The sequence below is a fragment of the Acinetobacter sp. KAM396 genome, assembly GCF_021602765.1.
In the GTDB taxonomy this organism is placed as follows: Bacteria; Pseudomonadota; Gammaproteobacteria; order Pseudomonadales; family Moraxellaceae; genus Acinetobacter; species Acinetobacter towneri_A.
Genome location: NZ_BPPH01000003.1, coordinates 126,617 through 146,126 on the forward strand (window position 1 = coordinate 126,617; position 19,510 = coordinate 146,126).

The 19,510-nt window shown below is 41.8% G+C and carries 20 protein-coding genes and 1 other RNA gene; 9 read left to right on the forward strand and 12 right to left on the reverse strand.

The window, feature by feature from the left end:
- Nucleotides 1-60 precede the first annotated feature (60 nt).
- On the reverse strand, nt 61-3,330 hold the full coding sequence (locus L6C30_RS03290) for a LysM peptidoglycan-binding domain-containing protein (protein ID WP_236162342.1): 3,270 nt from the start codon (nt 3,328-3,330) through the stop codon (nt 61-63).
- Between the two features lie 212 nt (nt 3,331-3,542).
- On the opposite strand from L6C30_RS03290, the gene dnaQ reads away from it, so the two are divergent.
- The 3 genes from dnaQ to nudC all read left to right on the forward strand — a co-directional run bounded on the left by dnaQ (nt 3,543) and on the right by nudC (nt 7,566).
- Entirely contained in the window at nt 3,543-5,021 is a 1,479-nt protein-coding gene (dnaQ, locus tag L6C30_RS03295; protein ID WP_236162341.1) for a DNA polymerase III subunit epsilon, read from the forward strand.
- A 128-nt stretch (nt 5,022-5,149) separates the two neighbouring features.
- A complete protein-coding gene (locus L6C30_RS03300; RefSeq protein WP_236162340.1) occupies nt 5,150-6,796 on the forward strand; it encodes a chemotaxis protein in 1,647 nt (548 codons plus the stop codon).
- The gene (nudC, locus tag L6C30_RS03305) at nt 6,793-7,566 is read left to right on the forward strand and encodes an NAD(+) diphosphatase (RefSeq protein WP_236162339.1); all 774 of its coding nucleotides are present in this window, start codon (nt 6,793-6,795) and stop codon (nt 7,564-7,566) included. The genes L6C30_RS03300 and nudC overlap by 4 nt, the downstream gene beginning before the upstream one ends.
- A gap of 94 nt (nt 7,567-7,660) precedes the next feature.
- Here nudC and L6C30_RS03310 read toward each other — a convergent pair whose 3' ends face one another.
- The 3 genes from L6C30_RS03310 to L6C30_RS03320 form a co-directional block, all read right to left on the reverse strand.
- Entirely contained in the window at nt 7,661-8,548 is an 888-nt protein-coding gene (locus L6C30_RS03310) for an alpha/beta hydrolase (protein ID WP_236162338.1), read from the reverse strand.
- Nucleotides 8,538-9,215 carry a BON domain-containing protein gene (locus tag L6C30_RS03315; protein WP_019836362.1) on the reverse strand — a complete coding sequence of 226 codons (678 nt, stop codon included), beginning with the start codon at nt 9,213-9,215 and terminating at the stop codon, nt 8,538-8,540. The genes L6C30_RS03310 and L6C30_RS03315 overlap by 11 nt, the downstream gene beginning before the upstream one ends.
- Before the next feature lie 110 nt (nt 9,216-9,325).
- Nucleotides 9,326-9,754, reverse strand: a complete 429-nt coding sequence (locus L6C30_RS03320; protein WP_236162337.1) for a YraN family protein — start codon at nt 9,752-9,754, stop codon at nt 9,326-9,328.
- A 203-nt stretch (nt 9,755-9,957) separates the two neighbouring features.
- Between L6C30_RS03320 and rsmI the strand changes: the two genes are divergently transcribed.
- A complete protein-coding gene (rsmI, locus tag L6C30_RS03325) occupies nt 9,958-10,800 on the forward strand; it encodes a 16S rRNA (cytidine(1402)-2'-O)-methyltransferase (RefSeq protein ID WP_236162336.1) in 843 nt (280 codons plus the stop codon).
- A gap of 190 nt (nt 10,801-10,990) precedes the next feature.
- Here the strand turns inward: rsmI and L6C30_RS03330 are convergent, their stop codons facing one another.
- The 3 genes from L6C30_RS03330 to ubiH form a co-directional block, all read right to left on the reverse strand.
- The gene (locus L6C30_RS03330) at nt 10,991-11,239 is read right to left on the reverse strand and encodes a hypothetical protein (RefSeq protein WP_019836366.1); all 249 of its coding nucleotides are present in this window, start codon (nt 11,237-11,239) and stop codon (nt 10,991-10,993) included.
- Nucleotides 11,240-11,414: 175 nt separating this feature from the next.
- Nucleotides 11,415-12,665 carry an FAD-dependent monooxygenase gene (locus L6C30_RS03335; RefSeq protein WP_070152452.1) on the reverse strand — a complete coding sequence of 417 codons (1,251 nt, stop codon included), beginning with the start codon at nt 12,663-12,665 and terminating at the stop codon, nt 11,415-11,417.
- Nucleotides 12,662-13,870: a 2-octaprenyl-6-methoxyphenyl hydroxylase gene (ubiH, locus tag L6C30_RS03340; protein WP_236162335.1), complete on the reverse strand. Its 1,209-nt coding sequence runs from the start codon at nt 13,868-13,870 to the stop codon at nt 12,662-12,664. The genes L6C30_RS03335 and ubiH overlap by 4 nt, the downstream gene beginning before the upstream one ends.
- Before the next feature lie 372 nt (nt 13,871-14,242).
- Between ubiH and L6C30_RS03345 the strand changes: the two genes are divergently transcribed.
- Together L6C30_RS03345 and L6C30_RS03350 are read left to right on the forward strand one after the other, a co-directional pair.
- A complete protein-coding gene (locus tag L6C30_RS03345; RefSeq protein WP_004970507.1) occupies nt 14,243-14,488 on the forward strand; it encodes a type II toxin-antitoxin system RelB/DinJ family antitoxin in 246 nt (81 codons plus the stop codon).
- Nucleotides 14,478-14,771, forward strand: a complete 294-nt coding sequence (locus L6C30_RS03350; RefSeq protein WP_004970510.1) for a type II toxin-antitoxin system RelE/ParE family toxin — start codon at nt 14,478-14,480, stop codon at nt 14,769-14,771. The genes L6C30_RS03345 and L6C30_RS03350 overlap by 11 nt, the downstream gene beginning before the upstream one ends.
- 79 nt (nt 14,772-14,850) lie before the next feature.
- On the opposite strand, the gene pepP is transcribed toward L6C30_RS03350, so the two are convergent.
- Nucleotides 14,851-16,185: a Xaa-Pro aminopeptidase gene (gene pepP / locus L6C30_RS03355; RefSeq protein WP_236162334.1), complete on the reverse strand. Its 1,335-nt coding sequence runs from the start codon at nt 16,183-16,185 to the stop codon at nt 14,851-14,853.
- Nucleotides 16,186-16,279: 94 nt separating this feature from the next.
- Complete coding sequence (locus L6C30_RS03360; RefSeq protein ID WP_178319215.1) at nt 16,280-16,918, reverse strand: UPF0149 family protein; 639 nt, start codon at nt 16,916-16,918, stop codon at nt 16,280-16,282.
- A gap of 64 nt (nt 16,919-16,982) precedes the next feature.
- Between L6C30_RS03360 and L6C30_RS03365 the strand changes: the two genes are divergently transcribed.
- From L6C30_RS03365 to ssrS, 3 genes are all read left to right on the forward strand, one after another.
- A complete protein-coding gene (locus L6C30_RS03365; RefSeq protein WP_154320487.1) occupies nt 16,983-17,534 on the forward strand; it encodes a hypothetical protein in 552 nt (183 codons plus the stop codon).
- A 1-nt stretch (nt 17,535) separates the two neighbouring features.
- The gene (locus tag L6C30_RS03370) at nt 17,536-17,820 is read left to right on the forward strand and encodes a cell division protein ZapA (RefSeq protein WP_004970518.1); all 285 of its coding nucleotides are present in this window, start codon (nt 17,536-17,538) and stop codon (nt 17,818-17,820) included.
- A gap of 108 nt (nt 17,821-17,928) precedes the next feature.
- Nucleotides 17,929-18,111: non-coding RNA, 6S RNA (ssrS, locus tag L6C30_RS03375), on the forward strand.
- Between the two features lie 46 nt (nt 18,112-18,157).
- Here ssrS and L6C30_RS03380 read toward each other — a convergent pair.
- The 3 genes from L6C30_RS03380 to L6C30_RS03390 form a co-directional block, all read right to left on the reverse strand.
- Nucleotides 18,158-18,559 carry a type II toxin-antitoxin system HigA family antitoxin gene (locus L6C30_RS03380; protein ID WP_004970519.1) on the reverse strand — a complete coding sequence of 134 codons (402 nt, stop codon included), beginning with the start codon at nt 18,557-18,559 and terminating at the stop codon, nt 18,158-18,160.
- Nucleotide 18,560: 1 nt separating this feature from the next.
- Nucleotides 18,561-18,851, reverse strand: a complete 291-nt coding sequence (locus L6C30_RS03385; protein ID WP_019836372.1) for a type II toxin-antitoxin system HigB family toxin — start codon at nt 18,849-18,851, stop codon at nt 18,561-18,563.
- A gap of 71 nt (nt 18,852-18,922) precedes the next feature.
- Entirely contained in the window at nt 18,923-19,417 is a 495-nt protein-coding gene (locus tag L6C30_RS03390) for a flavin reductase (RefSeq protein WP_236162333.1), read from the reverse strand.
- Between the last annotated feature and the right edge of the window lie 93 nt (nt 19,418-19,510).

Consider the following 19,510-nt stretch of genomic DNA (forward strand, 5'->3'; position numbering starts at 1 on the left):
CAGCTCCTTGTGCAGTATTCCCGAGGATGCCGTCAAACACCGTATCCTCAGGATTAAACTTTACAGATTCGGGACTTTAATCATATCGCCAATACGCAATTGGGTGTTTGGCTGCATGTCATTTAAATCTGCCAATGCTTTAGTGTCGATGCCATAACGACTGGCTAAACCAATCAGCGTATCCCCACGTTTCACTTTATATTCAGTCACGGTTTTTGGAACTTGAATGCTTTGTCCAATGCGTAAACCAGAACGTGGTGTTAATTTATTTAAACTTGCCAATTCTGTAACCGACACACCCACACGGTTGGCAATCGAATTTAAAGACTCACCACTTTTAACGGTATAGGCTTCGGTGGCTTTGCTACTGCTGCTTTTCGCAGCACTTACGACCTCAGTTTTTACTTCATTCTTTGCAGCACTGGCATCGACTTTTAAGCGTTGCCCGATGCGTACATTGGCAGTACGTGAAAGGTCATTCAACTCTGCCAAATAATTCAATTGCAATTTATATTGGCGGGCGATACTGCTTAAAGTTTCACCTGCTTTTACCACGTGAATGTCATTGGTCGTTTCAGCCACCGCTTCAACTTGGACTTTTTTCTCAGCAGCATCACCCATCAGTTTCAAACTTTGACCTGCTCTTAAACCGCTGTTACGGCTTAGATTGTTTAAGTCTGCAATATAGTCTTGGCTGAGATTATATTTTGTCGAAATCGCCGATAAGGTATCGCCACGTTGTACCGTATAACGCTCAGGTACATTAACACCTGCTGGTACTTTAAGGGTTTGACCAATGCGTACCCCACTTTGAGTGGTCAAATTGTTTAAATTGGCCAATTCAGCCAAAGAAATTTTGGCTTGGTTGGCAATGCTCGATAAAGTATCGCCACGCTGTACTTGGTAGTTTTCAGTCGGATAGTTTGGCTCTGCTGCTTTTGTTTCTGACTTACTGGCGTCAGCTTTGCTCGCTTCCGTTTTTTGTGCGGTCACTTCATTCACAGGCACATTAATACGCTGCCCAACCAATAAGCTACTGTTCGCGTTTAATCCTGGGGTTAAATCGGCCAATTCCTGATTAGACAAGGCATAACGGTCTGCAATCAGTTTTAAATATTCGCCGCGCTTCACCACGTAAGTTTTGGTTGCTATTTTTGCAGCCTGTTCTGCAGCTTTTTTGTCGGCTTCTGCTTTGGCTTTAGATGCTGCCGTTTCTTTTAAACTTAGGCGCTGGCCTACAAATAAACCACTTGTGGTGCTTAAATTATTCAAGTCTGCCAATTGTTTTACTGTTAAACCAAACTGACTGGCAACACCTGTTAAGGTGTCATTGGCTTGCACCACGTACTGCTCTGGCTTGGTTTTTGGCTTAGCAGGCTCTGCCTGTACTTGTGGCTTGGCATCGTATAAATAAATACTGGTGCCCACATACAAAGTTGCATCCGGAGCAATTTGGTTCCACTTGGCAATATCACGCCAGTTCAAGCCATTTTTCATGGCAATACTGGCCAAGGTGTCCCCCGCTAACACGGTGTACGTGGTACGTTTGCCTTTTGGTGGTACGACCACCACTTCAGACTCCGTACGCACATAATTCTTACCTTGGTTACGCTTTGCTTCTTCTGAATCTAGGCGCGTATTTTCTGCCACACTTTTCGGGTAAGCAAAACCTTTGGTTAATTCTTTACCTTGCTGCTCTGCAACAGACAGACTGGTCTGAATAGCGGTCAGCTTAATTTTGCCATCGTATGGATCGACAATTTCAGTGCCTTGAGGCGCAATTTGTTTCAACTCTGCCACAAGTTGTTCTTGTTCTGCCTTAGAAGCCACAGGTTGCAATACTTCTTCTACAGTTTTATTGCTACCTTCAGCCTGTACTGCTGCAAGAATTTGCTCGCGCTCAGTATTGGAAATTGGTGGTTCAATCCGCACAGGCTGAATATTGGCAGCAGGTGTAACAGCAACAGGAATACGCGGTGCACTTGGAATATCGCTACCTGCAGCAAAGGCTGCTAAAGCGTCCGAACCTTGTGGGGTACGTGACAAACGTGCAGGCGTAGTCGTTGCTGGTTTTGAAACACTGGCTGTGGTCGATACTGTGCTTGGCTTAGTGCTAGTCGTGACTGCCACAGATGCTGCAGGTTTGCTTGTAGTCGTTTTGGTTGTGGTACTGGTCGTTAACGCAGGTGGTTCAGATTTAGACGGTGTAATGGTCACACCAGAAGATGAAAACGATGGGGTATTGCTGTTATTACTTGCCAATAAACCGCTACCACCTTGGAGTTTTTTCAATCGTGCATCGACTGTCGGGCTTAAATCTGCAGGAATCAAAATACGCATTGGACTTTGGCTGTCAATCCGATCCCCACGATGTCCTGGGTTAAGCGAATACAATTCGGCACGACTTAGCCCTGTAATATTGGCCACATCATTTAAATTTACCGCACCTACATTAATTTCACGGAAGTGTGGACGGTTGGCAATTGGCGGTAAAGACACACCATAAGCATGCGGACTTTTAATAATTTGTGCCACCGCCAAGAAACGCGGCACATAGTTCATGGTTTCTTGCGGCAGCTTTAAAGACCAATAATCGGTTGGTAAACCTGCAGCTTTATTGCGGTTAATGGCTTGTTGAATACGACCTGGGCCTGCGTTATAAGCCGCCAATGCCAATTCCCAAGAACCAAACTGATTATATAAACTGCCCAAAAACTCATAGGCGGCACGAGTCGATTCCACGACATCACGGCGACCATCGTACATTGAAGTTTGTTTTAAACCGTAAATACGCCCCGTACTTGGAATGAACTGCCATAAACCTGCTGCAGCTGCACTACTGGTCGCGGCAGGGTCATAAGAACTTTCGATGACAGGTAACAACGCCAATTCAGTTGGCATGCCACGACGTTCAGCTTCTTTAACCGTGTGATACAAATAACGTGACGCACGTGCACTTAAACGATCCAAATACGGCTGACGTGAAATAAACCAGCCTCGCTGCGCTTCAATACGTGGATTCCAATGGTTTAAATCCATTTTGAAACCAACGGTCATACGCTTCCAGACATCACCGTGTTTTAAAATTAATAAACGGTCACCTTCTACCGCGCGCATATCGGTTGCAGAGAGTAGATCTTCCAGACCATCTAAAGTACTGGCATCTAAATAACCCGACCCAACCTGACTTGAAGTGAGTGGCTTGCTCGCACCTTGCGTCGAGCTACAACCCGTCATCAAGCCAAGGGCAGCTAATGCTGAACCTAAAACTGTAATTTTAAAAAATGAAGGTAAAGTCGGCTGCCACATGCGCGTGGTTGGTTTATACATAAAAAAATCCAAACAACTCGTATATAAATTATTTTTTAGACTTGCCATTGTAGTAGAGCTAGACAACGACACAAGGCATTAATTTAGCGCGTTTCGTCTATAAATGTTACAAGAAATTAAAAAATAGACAGGATTTACACGTCTAAACTGAATTTGCGATATACAATAGCTTTTTATTTCGATTTATTTTGCACAACCTGCGGATCTGATTTATGTCTCAAACAATCACATTATATGTTGATGGTGCTTGTCGTGGTAATCCTGGCTTGGGTGGCTGGGGTGCGTATATTGTTACTGAACAAGCAGAACATAAATTATATGGTGGCGAAGCTCAAACCACCAATAACCGTATGGAATTGACTGCAGCGATTGAAGGCATTTTATTTTGCCCAATGGATGCCAAGCTGATTATTTGGACTGACTCCAATTACGTCAAACAAGGCATTACTGAGTGGATTCACGGCTGGAAAAAGAAAAACTGGAAAGATGTCAAAAATCCTGATCTTTGGCAAAAACTAGATGCGGTCTGTCAAGGTCGTGAAATTGAATGGAACTGGATTAAAGGTCATGCAGGACATGCGGGCAATGAAATGGCAGATCAACTCGCCAATGTGGGTGCAGATCAAGTCAGCAAAATGTTAAAAGCTGGAGACTCAAACCCAACCCTCAGCGCAACATTATTCACATCCGCAGCAGACACCACAGAACATGATAAAAAAAAAGCCGAATCTGACTGGTTGTTAGATGACCCCTTTGGTTTTGATTTAATGGGCGCTGATGCCGAGGCTGAAACAGAAGATATGCAAAATACGCTTCAGGAAACTCATCAGACAACTGACACGGAACTTGAAACAGCAGAGAACGTGCCTGCAACTGAATCAACAATCACAGACGAAGCTGAAGTAGAAAAAACCAATCCATCAGCTCGCGTTGACGCAGTGAACACAACTCAATCGCATCCGCATATTGTGGTCACCCCTGCCACAATGCAGCTACACGGCCCACGCCAACTGATTCTTGATACCGAAACCACAGGTTTTTACTATCAAGATGGTGACCGAATTATTGAAGTCGGTGCACTAGAAATGATTAACCGTAAACTCACCGGCAGCTCTATCCACATTTATATTCAGCCTGAGAAATTGGTCGGTGAATCAGAAAACATTCACGGCATTTCAGATGAGTTCTTAAAAGACAAACCCAAATTTGCCGAAATTGCTGATGTGCTGTATCAATATCTTAAAGGTGCAGAAATTATCGCGCACAACGCTACCTTCGATATGAACTTCTTGGATATGGAGTTCAGTCGTGCAGATTTGGGCAATTTATCAGACGTGTGTACCGTAACGGACTCATTGCTGATGGCAAAAAGCAAACACCCTGGGCAAAAAAACTCCTTGGATGCTTTAGTTAGACGCTATGAAATACCTGCACGTGACCGTACCTTCCACGGCGCATTACTGGATGCTGAAATTCTAGCCGACGTTTACTTAGCAATGACGGGGGGACAAGTCGCCTTTGATATGGATACCCTGTCTGCAAGTGAAGAACAGCAACGTCAAAGCGATCGTTTAAGTATTGATATTGATCTTGCTGTCATTCTACCGTCTGAAGAAGAATTGGCTGCACATGAGAACTGGATCAAACAATTCGAAGAAAAACACGGTAAACCTTGTTTATTTGCCAAATAAAATCGACAAGTTTTGTAATTTTATGTATTTAAAGATTTGCCAGTTCAGTTATAGTTAAAGCAAATAGGACTTTGTGTATTTTGCAAAGAACCAACAAACAGATAAAACTCTAGGAAAGGTGCAGATCCATGTCTTACCAAACCTCTATACATTTTGATCCAACTGCCTTGCTGATAATAAAAAATGAGGTTGATAATTCTATCAAATTGGTTGAATCCGCAGTAAGTACCTTAGCTGAAGATCAAACTTTGCCTTTTGGGATTGATGATGCACTTGATCAATTTGAACAGTGTGCTCAGGTTTTAGCCTTAATTGATATGGAAAGCTTGGCAAAAATTGCGCAATACTCAGCAGAGCTCATGCGTAAAATTATGGGGAACCCAAGCAATATCAACACGCAGGAAGTGATTGCACTTAGCGAAGGCACCACCATGCTCAAGCGTTATATTGAGTTCATTTGCCTACGTGAAGTTAAAATTCCACAATTCCTACTCGACACTTTAAACCGTTTAGAATTGGCATTGGGGAAACCGTTGACTCAAGAAGGTCAGCATATCGAAACATTGCTGGACTGCATCACTCCAAGTTTCCAATTGCCGCAAGCGCCTTCTTTAGAAAAATCGGCTTATGTGCATCGCTTATATAAGCTGTCATTACATAAACTGCTCAAGCAAGAAGAATCTGTAATGGATCTTCAAGCAATCAAATTAGTAGGAACGTATTTAGCAGGCTTGGCAGAAAACCATCCAAGTCAGCAATATTGGGGCTTAGTACACGTTGCCTTTAACCATATTGATAACTTGTTGTTGAATGAGCCACGTTTGCGTACTTTTATTGGTATTGAGCACAATATGCGCCAATACTTTGCTGCACCAGAAAGCTTTAAAGCAAACCTCACTGACCTTGCCAATGTTTTAAGCTTGTGCATTAGTCAGGAAGATGAAGTTTCTCAACATATTCGCAGCCAAATCAATTTGGGCGAAGACCTACTCACCGATACACAGTTACAAGTATTCAGCCGTCATTTGTATGGTCCAGACTTTGACACCATGCATACCATTAGCAATTTAGTGACCACTGAAATGACACAAATTCGCAATGACATCGAATACAACTATCAAAACATGAGTCCTGAAAAAACACAGGAATTGCAAAGCAAATTAAACGAGTTAGCCAATTTATTTAAAGTGCTGAACTTAAATGAAGCGCAAATTGATCTGCAACGTCAGGCAGAATCTTTAAGTCGACCTGAATTGCTTAAAGATGAAAACTTTGCTCAGCAATTAATGAACGTGATTTTATCGGCGATGAACTCTATTGGTGTGTTGGAGCGTCATCACACTTCTAGCCGTTTACAATTACGCGTGAATAACATGAACATTTCGCTAGATCGTTTAGATGAAGCACATGAAGCCTTACTGAATGAAACCAAGTTACTGATTGACCTCATCACGCAAACACTCACACTACACCTAGAAAATCAAAGCGTTGCAGATTTAGAGCATACTTCTGCACAAATTCGTGAAGTTGCAGGGGCTATGCAGTTCTTAAATGCTGAAAATGGTCAAAAAGCACTGAAAGTATCTGCAGATTTTGTGCATGCACAAGTTGAAGCAGGTCAGAACTTAACGCTAGAGCAAGTCAATCACATCTTGGATTCACTTGCGAGCGCAGACATGCTGATTGACAATTTAAAGAACAAACAGCCTGTTCTACACAGCATGTTTAAGGTAGCATTGGACAGTAGTGAAAAATTGAAAACTGTAGCCCAATGACTGAACTCTCACTTGCATATATATTTCAGCGACAACAGCTTTTAGTCGATGAAAACTTCCAATTACCACGTGTAGAAAAGTTGGCAAGTGATTTAAGTTTTAGCTCGGGTGATCAAGTAATTGCCCGAGATCTGCTTGACGATGAATCTATACCTGAAGGATTTCAACTGGTTCCAATCCGGCAACTTTTACAAGTCTGGAACACGCAGCAGTTTGAACAAGCCAGCCGTGCTATTCAGTTACTCGAATGGCGGCGCAATCATAAATTCTGCAGCCATTGCGGTCATAAAACCGAAGTCCATGCGACACAATACGCTATGGTCTGCCCTGCTTGTGGCTATCACCAATATCCGCGCGTAAATCCCTGTGTCATTACCGTGATTACCCGTGGTAAAGATGAAGTTTTATTGGCACGTCATGCAAGCAATAAATTACCAGTTTACGGTTTAATCGCAGGCTTTGTGGAAGTGGGTGAAACACTTGAAGAAGCCGTGCGTCGTGAGACTTTTGAAGAAGTGGGTTTGCAGCTTAAAAATATTCAGTATCTTGCCAGCCAGCCGTGGCCTTTTCCAAGTAACTTAATGATCGCCTTTAAAGCTGAATATGCAGGCGGTGAAATTCAGTTACAGGAAGAAGAAATTCGTGATGCACAGTTCTTTAAGTTTGATCAACTGCCTGATATTCCATTTAAAGGCAGTATCGCCCATGCCATGATTATGCATGTGACCCAAGGCACGCCTGTGGCAGATGACACCAAAGCTTGGCTATAAGTCTAATTCGCAATCTTGCATTCAAAAAACCGTTGCACCCCATAAGCTGCAACGGTTTTTTTAATTACCATTTTCCACAGAAGATCAATCAACATCACGCATCTTTAAGCGCCTGATCTAAAGCACGCAATATTTGACGTTTGGTCGCAAAGAAACGGCTAAACAGACTCGACACCGATGCCATGACACTGACATGCCCTGTTTTTGGAATGACCATAATTTCGCTGTGATTGCCATATTTCTTTAGCACGTGATCGAAATCTGTGGCATTATTTGCACCCACAATTTGATCTTTTTCTGCCACCAATAAATAGTGTTTGACTGAATTCGGCTCCACAAAATAATACGGCATCACATCCTGATATGGCACATCTTGATCAAAGGCATCGGCACATAGTGGATCATCCTTATAATCAAAATGATAAGGCCCAGCTAATCCGATAATGGCCCGGATGTGATCTTTACAACTTAAAGCATACGACTGTGGATGGTATAACAAAGACATCACATTAAACGCCCCAGCAGAATGTCCCATCAACACCACCTGTGCAGTGGAAATACCCAGTTTATGTTGCTGCTGAGTCAAGTAATTCAACGCAAGGGTTAAATCATCAATGTAAGTGGGAAAAATATGTTGTGGCGCGAGCTGATAGTTCATCACCGCGACATCAAAGCCTTCTTTTGCAAAAGCTTCGCCCACAAAACGATAATCTTGCTTATCGCCATGTGACCATGACCCACCATGCACAAACACCATGAGTGGACGTTGTGGGCGTGGTGTTATGGTGCGGTACAAATCCAAACGATGCCGTGCGCGTAAACCATAAGCAATATTGCTTTGAACGGTATAACCCTGACGTGGCGTTAAACAGTTCAGCGCATAGCTGCCCAAATCATACAGGCGAAATTCTTCATAAATACGTTTCGCCTGTTCTAAAGTTTTATTTAGTTGTTTAAACCAGTGTTCCACATTATTGAACATGCGTCGGTTCAACCTGATCTGGGTCAATCGCGACAGGAGTTTGTGTTTCTGGAGCAACCATTGGACTTACAAAGTTAGCGTTATTGCTTGGTTGTAGCTCAATATTATCAATTAAGGTAATAATTTTAGTGACATTACCTACTTGCTGTAGCACTTGGTTTAAATCCTGCGATTCCGCATTGTTTAAACGTCCCATCACATACAACACGCCATCTTCGGTATGAATACGCACTTTGCTGTCTGACACTACAGGCGCTTTCATAATCAAGCCGCGTGTATTTGCAGTGACCGTAGTGTCCTGCATTATAGTGCTATAACTGATTTGATTGCCCACTGTAATATAGTTATGGATGGTTTTTACATCACTCATGGCACGCACATTGTCTTCTGCCAACTGTTTTAAATGCGCGTCAGGCACTTGCCCTGTCAACAACACATTGCCATGAAAACTTTCTATATTGACACGCGATTGTTTAAAACGTGAATCCAATTTATATAAATTAATTTTTGCAGTACGTTCAATAGAATTATCTATAAACACTTGCCCAAGTGAGCGTGCACCACTTTCTGTACCCACTGGCGCAGTGCCTGTACCACTTGAAATAAAACTTGCACAACCCGATAAACTTGCTACACACAGCAAGGTCACTGCAATACGATTGAACACTCAGCAAGACTCCTATTATTTTCTTTCAATTCTGGCTTGTGCTGTGCATTTCATCCTTAGATTTGCACGATCAACAATACACCGACTGATGCTTTTGCTTTAAATTTCACTCAAAGATTAATCAAGTCTGCATCAAAAGTAAAAGCATTTTCAATCCATTGCAAATCATACGGGAATTTGGAAAAGTCTTGCTGTACTGTTTTTGCAAATTGCTGAGAAAAATCAAAGCAAATCACATCAAAACGACAATAATATTCTGAATAGTGTGGATATTCTGTTAAAAACTGCAGGGCGGTTTTCATAATTTTACGCTGCTTAGATGCAGACACCACTTCGTGGGCTTTCCCATACCCAGTTTGTGAACGCGCTTTAACTTCTACAAAAATCAGTTGTTCTGCTTGAATAAAAATACCGTCTATTTCACCAAAAACACTGTGATAATTCTGTTCTAGCATACGCCAGCCATGTTGTTGTAAATATTGCCAAGCCGTCTGCTCTGCCCATATGCCGATGCTTTGCTGTAATGTTTTTTGATTCATGCTATATCCAATTTTTATTTTATTATGGTACTCAGGCATAGTATTGACTGAAGTGAGAAGACGTGAGTTTCACACGTCAGACTGCAATTCAGGTAGAATAAACGCTTGGTCTGTAACTTGCATCAGACGCAAGCCAATACTGCTGTTGTTTCGTCTTTGATCTTTTTTTATTTTAGTTTGTAATTTCCCACGGAGAAAACTCAATGAGTGCCCAGTTATTTGTTGTTGCTACCCCAATTGGTCACTTAGATGATATGAGCTACCGTGCAATTGATGTGCTCAAATCAGTCAGCCTAATTGCTGCTGAAGATACCCGCACCTCTGCACAATTAATGAAACATTTTAATATTTCAACTCCGCTTACAGCCTGCCATGAACACAACGAAAGCAACAAGATTGATATTTTAGTCCAAAAATTACTCAATGGCGAAGACATGGCGCTCATTAGCGATGCAGGTACGCCACTGATTAGCGACCCAGGTTTTAAACTGGTTCGTGCAGCACAAGCAAATGGTATCCGTGTAATTCCAGTACCCGGTGCATGTGCAGCCATTGCAGCGCTAAGTGCTGTTGGTTTACCCAGTGATCGCTTTAGTTTTCAGGGATTTCTCGCATCCAAACAGTCACAGCGATTACAACAACTTGAAAAGCTAAAAGATGAAACCCAAACCCTGATTTTTTATGAAGCACCGCATCGAATTTTAGATTCGGTCAAAGATATGGCTGCCGTGTTTGGTGCAGACCGTCCTGTTGGCTTTGCCCGTGAAATTACCAAAACCTTTGAAACCATTAAAAAGATGACTTTGGGCGAATTGCTTGAATTTATCGCAGCAGATCATCATCAACAAAAAGGTGAAATTGTATTGGTGGTGGGTGGAGCGAGTGAAGAAAAAGACCTTGAACAAGAAAAATTAGATCAGCTATTGCAGCGTTTATTGCAAGATTTATCGGTAAAAGCAGCATCACAATTGGCTGCTGACTTAACAGGGATTAAAAAGAAAATTGCCTATCAACGTGCATTGGAGTTAAGCCAAGCAGCTGAATAAGCCTGTTGATCAATAAAGATAATGACAATTATCACGCATAAAAAAACATCACACTTTATGCAAGGTGATGCTTTTTTTATGTTGAAGTAATAAGCATTAGAGCAGCCTGCATAATCAGCACTCCGCCCGACCCACTCAACAGTTCAACAAATAAATTCAATCAACGCATTTAGCAAATACGTTCAACAGATTAGTCGCGTGCAGACTCATCTGGTGGTACTTCGGTAATTTTTCCACCACGTGCCAAGAATGCAGCCACTTCATCTTCCAATGCCTGACGCTGTTTCAGTTTGGCAGTTACGGTGAGTGTTTCTGCTTCTGCTAAATCTCCATCTGCAGCGCTTTCTTCTGAATCTGCAGCGCCTTTTTCGGCAGCTTTCGCTTCATCTTCGTCAACAGTTGAATCTTCTACATCATCGTAATCGTTCATGTCCGTCATCTTAATCTCCCCACAAATGACTTCAATTTAGTCCAAGTGAAAACTGGTTATGAATTACGATGAAATTTAGCAATCTCTTGACCTTTCGCATAGAGTCTAGATTAAAAAAAACGTATCTTTTTTAATCAAATTGGTAATAACGTATGTATGACCGTACAAAAAACGACTGTTTTGCTTAAACGGCGTAGCGTGTGTCTTTAAGTAGACTTAATCCATTGGCTTGTGCCATGAAGGCATCTTTTAACGCAGGCTGCTGTTCTACCTGTTTCAAACCAAAGTTACGTGCCCACACCACCGGGAATAAAGTGGTGGTTTCCATCCAGCCAATCGCAGACATGCTATGCATCATGGCATCATTTTGTCCTTTACGGCGATGCTCATAACGCTTTAAGGTCTGCTCATGCGCCCAAACGCCACGTTTGAAATCGTGTAACAATACATCACACAGTACAGCCGCATCCAGACAACCAATATTCACCCCTTGCCCTGCAAGTGGATGAATCACATGCGCGGCATCACCAATAAGTGCCAGACCATCTTGCACATAGCGCTGCGCTGCACGTGCTTTCAGTGGAAAAATAGCACGCGGGGTTGCCTCTAAGACTTCTCCAAGCATATGATGACTTTCACGAGTCAAAAGCTGGCTAAAGTCGGCATCATTGAGCTTGGCATATTCTTCGGCATAATCATCAGGTAAAGTCCAAACAATCGACTGCCAATGCCCTTCCTGTTCTGCTTGTAAACTCGCCATCGGTAAATAGGCCAAAGGACCTGTTTCTAAGAAAATTTGACGTGCAACATGCTGATGCGGCTGTGCAGTACGAATTGCACAGGTTAAACCTGCCTGACGATAATCCAGCACATCAAAATCAATATAGGCTTGTTCGCGCACAAAGGAGTTGGCACCATCTGCCCCAATCACCAATTTGGTCTGTAATTGCGTACCATCGGCTAAATGAATATGCCAAACATCAACACCGCGTTCTAAACGCGTCACTTTGACTTGAGTGCGATAATCATGCACTTGTTGTAACATTTGTTGCTGAATCGCTAGATTTAATATACTTGGCTCAACCATTGACCCCAGAGCATGCTCAATGGCGGGTGTACGTGCGGCACTTACCCCAAAATTAATTTCGCCATAGCCATTTTTATTCCACACTTGCATGCCGCTATACGGCATGTGTCGCGCCAGTTTAGACCAGACATCAACTGTTTTTAACAAGTGGATGGTTGCTTGACTTAAAGCCAATACACGCGGATTGGCAACTGCAAGAGTTTTCTCTGCATCTAAAATAGGTGCCGCATCTAAAACCGTCGCCTGCACACCGCCTTGTGCCAACAAGAGTGCAGTTAAGCCCCCCACCAAGCCCCCACCAATAATGACGACATCTAAAACTTGAGTTTGTTGATTTGCTGTGCTCATGCTTTTAACCCCATGGCATAGTTGGCGACCAAAGGTTTAATGCCTGGAATAGTATCAAACGCGACTAAGCCTGTATTGCGCATAAATTTCAGGATTGGGTTTTGATTGCTAAATCCTCGTACGACACTGTCACAGAATTTGATGACTCGCTGCTGATCTTTCAAACGCGATTGTTCATAGTCACGCAGCATTGTAGCATCACCTAAATCTCCTGACTGTGCCGCCTGTTCGGTGAGATAACGCAATAAGACATATGCATCTCGCATACACAGGTTAAACCCTTGCCCTGCGACTGGGTGAATGGTATGGGCTGCATTGCCCATCAGTACAACGCGACCAACCGCCTGTTTTTCCGCCAGAACTTGTGATAATGGAAAACTAAAACGACGTCCTGTTTTTTCAAATTTCCCTGCACGATCACCATAGGCTTGTTGCAAGGCATTTAAAAAGTGTTGATCATTTTCATCGCCCATCCATTCATGTTCTGTACCTTTTGGTACAGGCCACACCACAGAACGGCGATATTCACCTGGTAGTGGTAACAATGCCAAAGGCCCTAAATGGCTAAAACGCTCAAAGCCGACATGTGCATGCGGTTTGGAGGTTTGTACTGTCGTCACTATCGCCACTTGGTCATAATCATGTTCCGATGCACCGATGCCCAAGGCTTTACGGCAGAAAGAATCACGACCATCGGCAGCAATCAGTAGTTTGGCAGCAAGCTGTAATTGTTCCTGACCACGAACGGCTTCAATATAGGCAAAATCTGTATCTTGTTTAAGACTGGTGACCTGTACACCATCAATCAATTCAATCAAAGGTTGTTTACGCACTTCGGTCAGTAACACCCGACCTAACCATGCATTTTCAATCACCTGACCAAAGCTTTCGACTTTTTCTTGTTCGGCCAATAAACGTGCCTTGCCAAAACTACCTTGTTCGGTAATTTGAACTTCTAAAATAGGCGTAGCATGTTCTTGCAAGGCATCCCATAAACCTAGCTCTTGGTAAATTTGTACGCTGCGACGCGACAAGGCACTGTTACGTGCATCAAAACTGGAGTGATACGGCGCAAGGTTGGCATCATCATAATTGGGGTATTGAATCGCTTCTAGCAACTTCACTGCAATGTTTGACTTAGCCAACATCAAGGCTAAGCTTAGCCCGACCATACCACCGCCTACAATGATCACTTCTTGTTGCATGCCTTGATCCTTTTTATGAGGTATTCGACTTCAAAAGATTCAATCGAAATACGTATAATCTGTAATGGATTTTATCTTACCGCAAAGTCATTTATTTTTATAATGAATTAGTGTTGAAGCTATGGAAGATGATTAGACTTCTTGCAAATGTCCAATTCAAACTATAATTATTAGTCCCTCATCTTCTTGCTCCGAGCCATGTATGACACAAGAGAAGATAAATTCAATACTTAGTATTATTGATGGCTGATGATTGATTTTAGAATAAGCTCAACGATAAAAATGATCTCACATAATGGTTATTATACAAACTATCTTTGTAATGCATATTGCATTACAATATTTCCATACATTCAATAACTGAGAGAAGTGATGGCTACTGTTAATTTCAGGGTCGATGAAGCCCTTAAAGAAAAATCTTATTCAATCCTTAAAGAACAAGGTATCTCACCTACCGATTTCTTTACCAATATTCTTGAATATGTGGCAACGACTGGAAAGCTTCCAGTACAGAAAGCTTTGCTTTCAGAAGAAGATGCTGAACTATTGGCACTTGTCCGTAAACGCATGAATGATCCTAAAGAGATGTTCGAGGAAGTCACATTAGATGACTTATAATCTTTTACGTCACAAGGACTTCACTGCAGAATGGGAAAAGCTTCCGAGTGCTATCCGCGACCAATTCAAGAAAAAATTAGCCAAAGTCATTGAGCAGCCACATATTCCAAAGAACATGCTTAAAGGTGATCTTGCTGGCTGCTATAAAATCAAATTATTAAAAGCGGGTGTCCGACTTATTTATCAGGTCAAAGATGATCAGGTCGTTATTTTGCTCATTACCGTTGGAAAGCGTGCTGATAACATTGTTTATGATGAAGCAAAAAAGCGGATCAAAGACTAAAAATTATTTACATACTCAAAATTTACACGCGCTTTCTAATAAAAAAGCTGATCACTTGACCAGCTTTGATTAGACCCAATTAAGCAGATTTAGCTTTTGCCATCAATGCTTCAATCTCTTCTACGGTTTTCACCACTTTTGAAGTCAGATTCAATGGCCCGTTCGCAGTCGCAACAATATCATCTTCAATACGGATACCTATACCACGCCATTTAGCATCTACCGTTTCATCATCGGGTGCAATGTATAGACCCGGTTCAACGGTCACCACCATACCTTCTTCATAAACACGCCAGTCTTCACCGTGTTTATAGCTGCCGACATCATGCACATCCATGCCCAACCAATGCCCTGTACCGTGCATATAAAACTGGCGATAACTTTCCGAAGCAATAATTTCTTCTAAATCGCCCTGCATAATGCCTAGATCAAGCAAACCTTGCACCAAAATACGCACCGCAACATGATGCGGCTCTTTGTAGGAGTTACCAATTTGCACGGCTTCAATTGCTGCAATTTGCGCATCCAATACAATGTTATACAGTGCTTTTTGTTCTGGGCTGAATTGACCATTCACGGGAAAAGTACGGGTAATATCAGAGGCATAGCACTGATATTCACAGGCAGCATCTATCAGGACTAAATCGCCATCTTTAAGCACTTTGTCATTTTCGACATAATGCAAAATGCAGGCATTTTCACCACCACCGACAATACTGTTATAGGCAGGTACGCAGCCATTTTTACCAAAAATGTAATTCAGTTCAGCTTCTAGCTCATATTCCATCATGCCTGCTTTTACTGTTTGCATGGCACGAGTATGCGCTTCAGCACTGATATTTGAAGCAATTTGCATCAACTCTAATTCAGACTCAGTTTTATGCAAACGCATTTCATCTAACAAACGATCTAACTGAACAATTTTGGCAGGTGCAGTATTGCCTTGACGATGTTGTTCATCGGCTTGTTGGTTCCATGCTGCAACACGTAGATCAAATTCAGTCTGATGTCCCAAGCGATAATACAACGTGTCTTTATTGACAATTTTGGCAATGATTTTTGCATCTAATTGCGCAATTGCAAAAGCCTCATCTGCCTCAAATAGCTCAATTGCGCCTTCTAGCCCTGCGCGATAACCATTCCAGATTTCCATTTCACGGTTACGTTCACGGCAGAACAACGTGTAGGTATAACCTTCATCAATTGATTCATAGGTTTCAATCACCGCAACTGCTTCAGGTTCGGCAAAACCTGTTAAATAGAAAAAACTGCTGTCGGCACGATATTTATAATCTGCATCACGATTCCGCATTGCCACAGGACTGGTTGCAATAATTGCGACACTATTGGGTCCCATCAGTTCTGCAAGTTGATCACGACGTTCTTTAAATTCGACTTGAGTCAGTTTTTTCATAAATACGGTCTACACATATAAAATGATGAAAATATGATTGTTGTAATGACTTAAAGCACCTTACACCGACTTAACTTAGGCACACAACGCCCGATTAACTCGGACGGTGTGGCGTAAACATTTCAACAACAGTACTTGCGTTTTGTGTTGTTTGTACGGTTTGTTGACGCGACTTAGCATGTAAGTTTTGCAATAAAGAGCTTTCTTCTACAGGCACTTTTTTACGTCCTACAGATAAACTCACAGGAATCAAACGTACAAATTCATACAATTCCTGATAGCTTTCTTCGCCTTCTTCGTCATTGTCTGAATCTTCAAATTCAACCGCAGCGACATCTTGTAAATGCTCAATCAGTTCGATTTCATCTGAACGAATATGCCCAGAAGCTAAACCAAACCCAAGCACGACGCCTGCACACCAATCCGCCAAAGCTTGCACACGTTCTTGTAAAAGATGTTCATCATCTGGCAACAACGGCAAATAATCCAACTCATCTTCAGACAAGGCATGTGCGACATCTTCTGATTCATCGGTTAAAAGTGAGAGTGCGGCTGGCTCTAATTCTGGCACATTTAAAGTTTCTAAAATCTGCTGCCATTCGGTTTCGGTTGGTGCATTTGTCACACAAACTATACCTGTCAGCAAGCCATGTAACTCACTTGGGCTTGAAATTTCTTCAATGTTAGAAAAATTACGGAACCATTCCGACCAACCTGAAATATCGTCTTGCATTCGTTTATCCAATCTCTATACTTCGTATATATTACCTTTGTTTGCAATACTGTGCGACCACGATATGTTAGAAGAATTACAGCGTCTACAAGCTTATATTGGTGTTTTAAAAACACGAATTAATCATTATGAAAGTGAAAATGCCGCCCTCAGCACAGCCAAGCAAACCGCTGAGGAACAGCATCATGCTCAAATTGTGCAAAGAAACGGCATTATTACTGCCAAGCAAGATGAAATTGAGAATCTGACTGAGCAATTAAGCAGCACGCAAGCGCAACTACAGCAGTTAAACCAAGATGCGACAGCATTGGCAGATCGTTACAGTCGTTTGGAAAAAAGCTGTACCGATTTGAAAAACCGCTTTCAGGAAATTTTAGCTGAACGCAATGAATTACGCATTTTAAAAGAAAAAATGCTGAATGATCAGCGTTTAAATCAGCACGAAATTCAGACACTCAAACAAGAACGTGAAAGATTGTTACAAAAAAATGAGCATGCAAAAGCCAAAGTGGAAGCCATTATTCAGCGTCTTGCAATTTTAGGTACAGCTCAAGATCATCATGCGCAAGAAATTCAACAACTTGCCCACCCTGCTGAAGTGAGCGAGGAAGGTTAATATGTCAGTTCAAATTCCAATTGATTTACGTGTTTTAGGGCATAGTTTCCGTTTAGCCACAACTGAAGAAAAAAGAGAAGATTTAGAGCGTGCGGCACAACTATTGAATGAGCGCTATGATGAGTTTCGTCGTAAAGCGCCCAATATGGAACCGAGCAAACTGATCATCGTGGTGGCTTTAGAGTTGATGCAAGAGGTTCTTTCTATGAATAAATCTTTGCAGCATTATGAGCATTGTGAGCGTTTACTCAGCACTATTTTGCAAGAAGTTGAAGCCCTTACTTAAGTGGTTTTTTTAACTTAAGTTTGCATAAAGACTATGCAAACAAGCTCTATCTTTACAGTTAATTCGTGAACATGAGTTGCCAAGCCACTGTGATGGGTTATACTAATTCTAACTCTGAGGTGTTCGCCAGCGAGTCTATATCCCTGCCGATACTTAAATCTTAGGATTGTGTTCTGCATATTTAGAGCGTATGCCCATCTCGTATGGGAAACCCAGCAAGTATGCGTCGCGTCCGCCTTGAACTTTTTCGGGTTCAGGGTAACGACATGCAGCGGCATCTTCGGAGCTATTTATTTTTAAATATCTAAAAATAAAATGTCTAAAAAATATAAAACGTTTAGAAAAATGTATCAGCAGAAACCTTAAACCGCTCAGACAGCGCTTTAATATGACGAATATTCAACTGGCGTTTGCCGCTTAAAATCTCCGAAATCACAGATTGAGTTGCAACCTCTGCCAAGTCAGATTGACCTAATCCATGTTGCGCCATCAAAAAAGCTAAAGCAGCACGACCATCTCCATGAGGAATAGGCAGGTGTTCATTTTCATAAACAGAAACCAAGTCACCGAGTTGATGAATCAGCCCCATTAAAGGATGCGTTTCATCATCACCAACAATATCTAAAAGCTCATCTAAAGCCTCGACAAGTGCATGAAAATCTTTTTCATTTTCTGGTTTACTCAGCAAAGGAGCAACGTAGTGCCAGTGATCTACAGCCTGTTTAATCATTGCGTTCATACTAATCCTCCTTCCAATGACCTTTGTCATATTCTTTATGGGATAACACATGACGAATATACACACGCTTTGCCTGATACATCACAACAGCAATAAGTCGAATCTTATTCCCACCAATATCGAATACATGAAACTTTCCAACTTTATCAACTGCTGGAAATAACTGCTTCATTTCGGCAAAGTCTTTCGGATCATTTGCCTTAATAATTCGATACCAACCATCGAGTGCTGTTTCAGCCTGTGGCCACTTGTGCATTGCCTCTATAATTCTAGCGTGGGTGATCACATGCATAATATTTTATCGCATTTTGCTATAAATCAAGTATAAACTGATTATCGCATATTGCAATATTTTATAGCGAATTAAACAAACACAGTTTCACCAACTTGATGATAGTGACGATTAAAATAAACCAACGCCTGATCTTGTTGATTTTTTTGAATGGCAACAATTGGGCAAATAAAAATAGTATGCGTTCCGACTTCTTGAATTTGCGAAATTTCACAATCAAAGCTCACTAATGCATTTTTTAATATAGGAGCACCCGTTTCTAAAGCACCCCATTCCGCCAGCTTAAAACGCTCATCTGAGCTTAATTTTGATGAGGCAAACGAATTGGCAAGGTGTTCTTGTTCTGCATTCAGCACATTCACACACAGCACTTTATTCTCTAAAAAACTGAGATGTGAACGCGATGATTTATTCATACACACCAATAATGTTGGCGGTGTATCTGTCACGCTACATACCGCAGATGCAGTAAAACCATGACGTCCTGCATCTCCCATTGTCGTCACTACATTGACTGCACTTGATAAGAAAGACATTGCATTTTTGAAGTCTGTTGCTTTAACCATCACCGTATTCCAACACTCAACTTTTTTAGAAAGTTCAAAGGATGCTTTTTGCCTGAAAAAGCATCCCTGATTCACTTAACTTAAATTCACTTG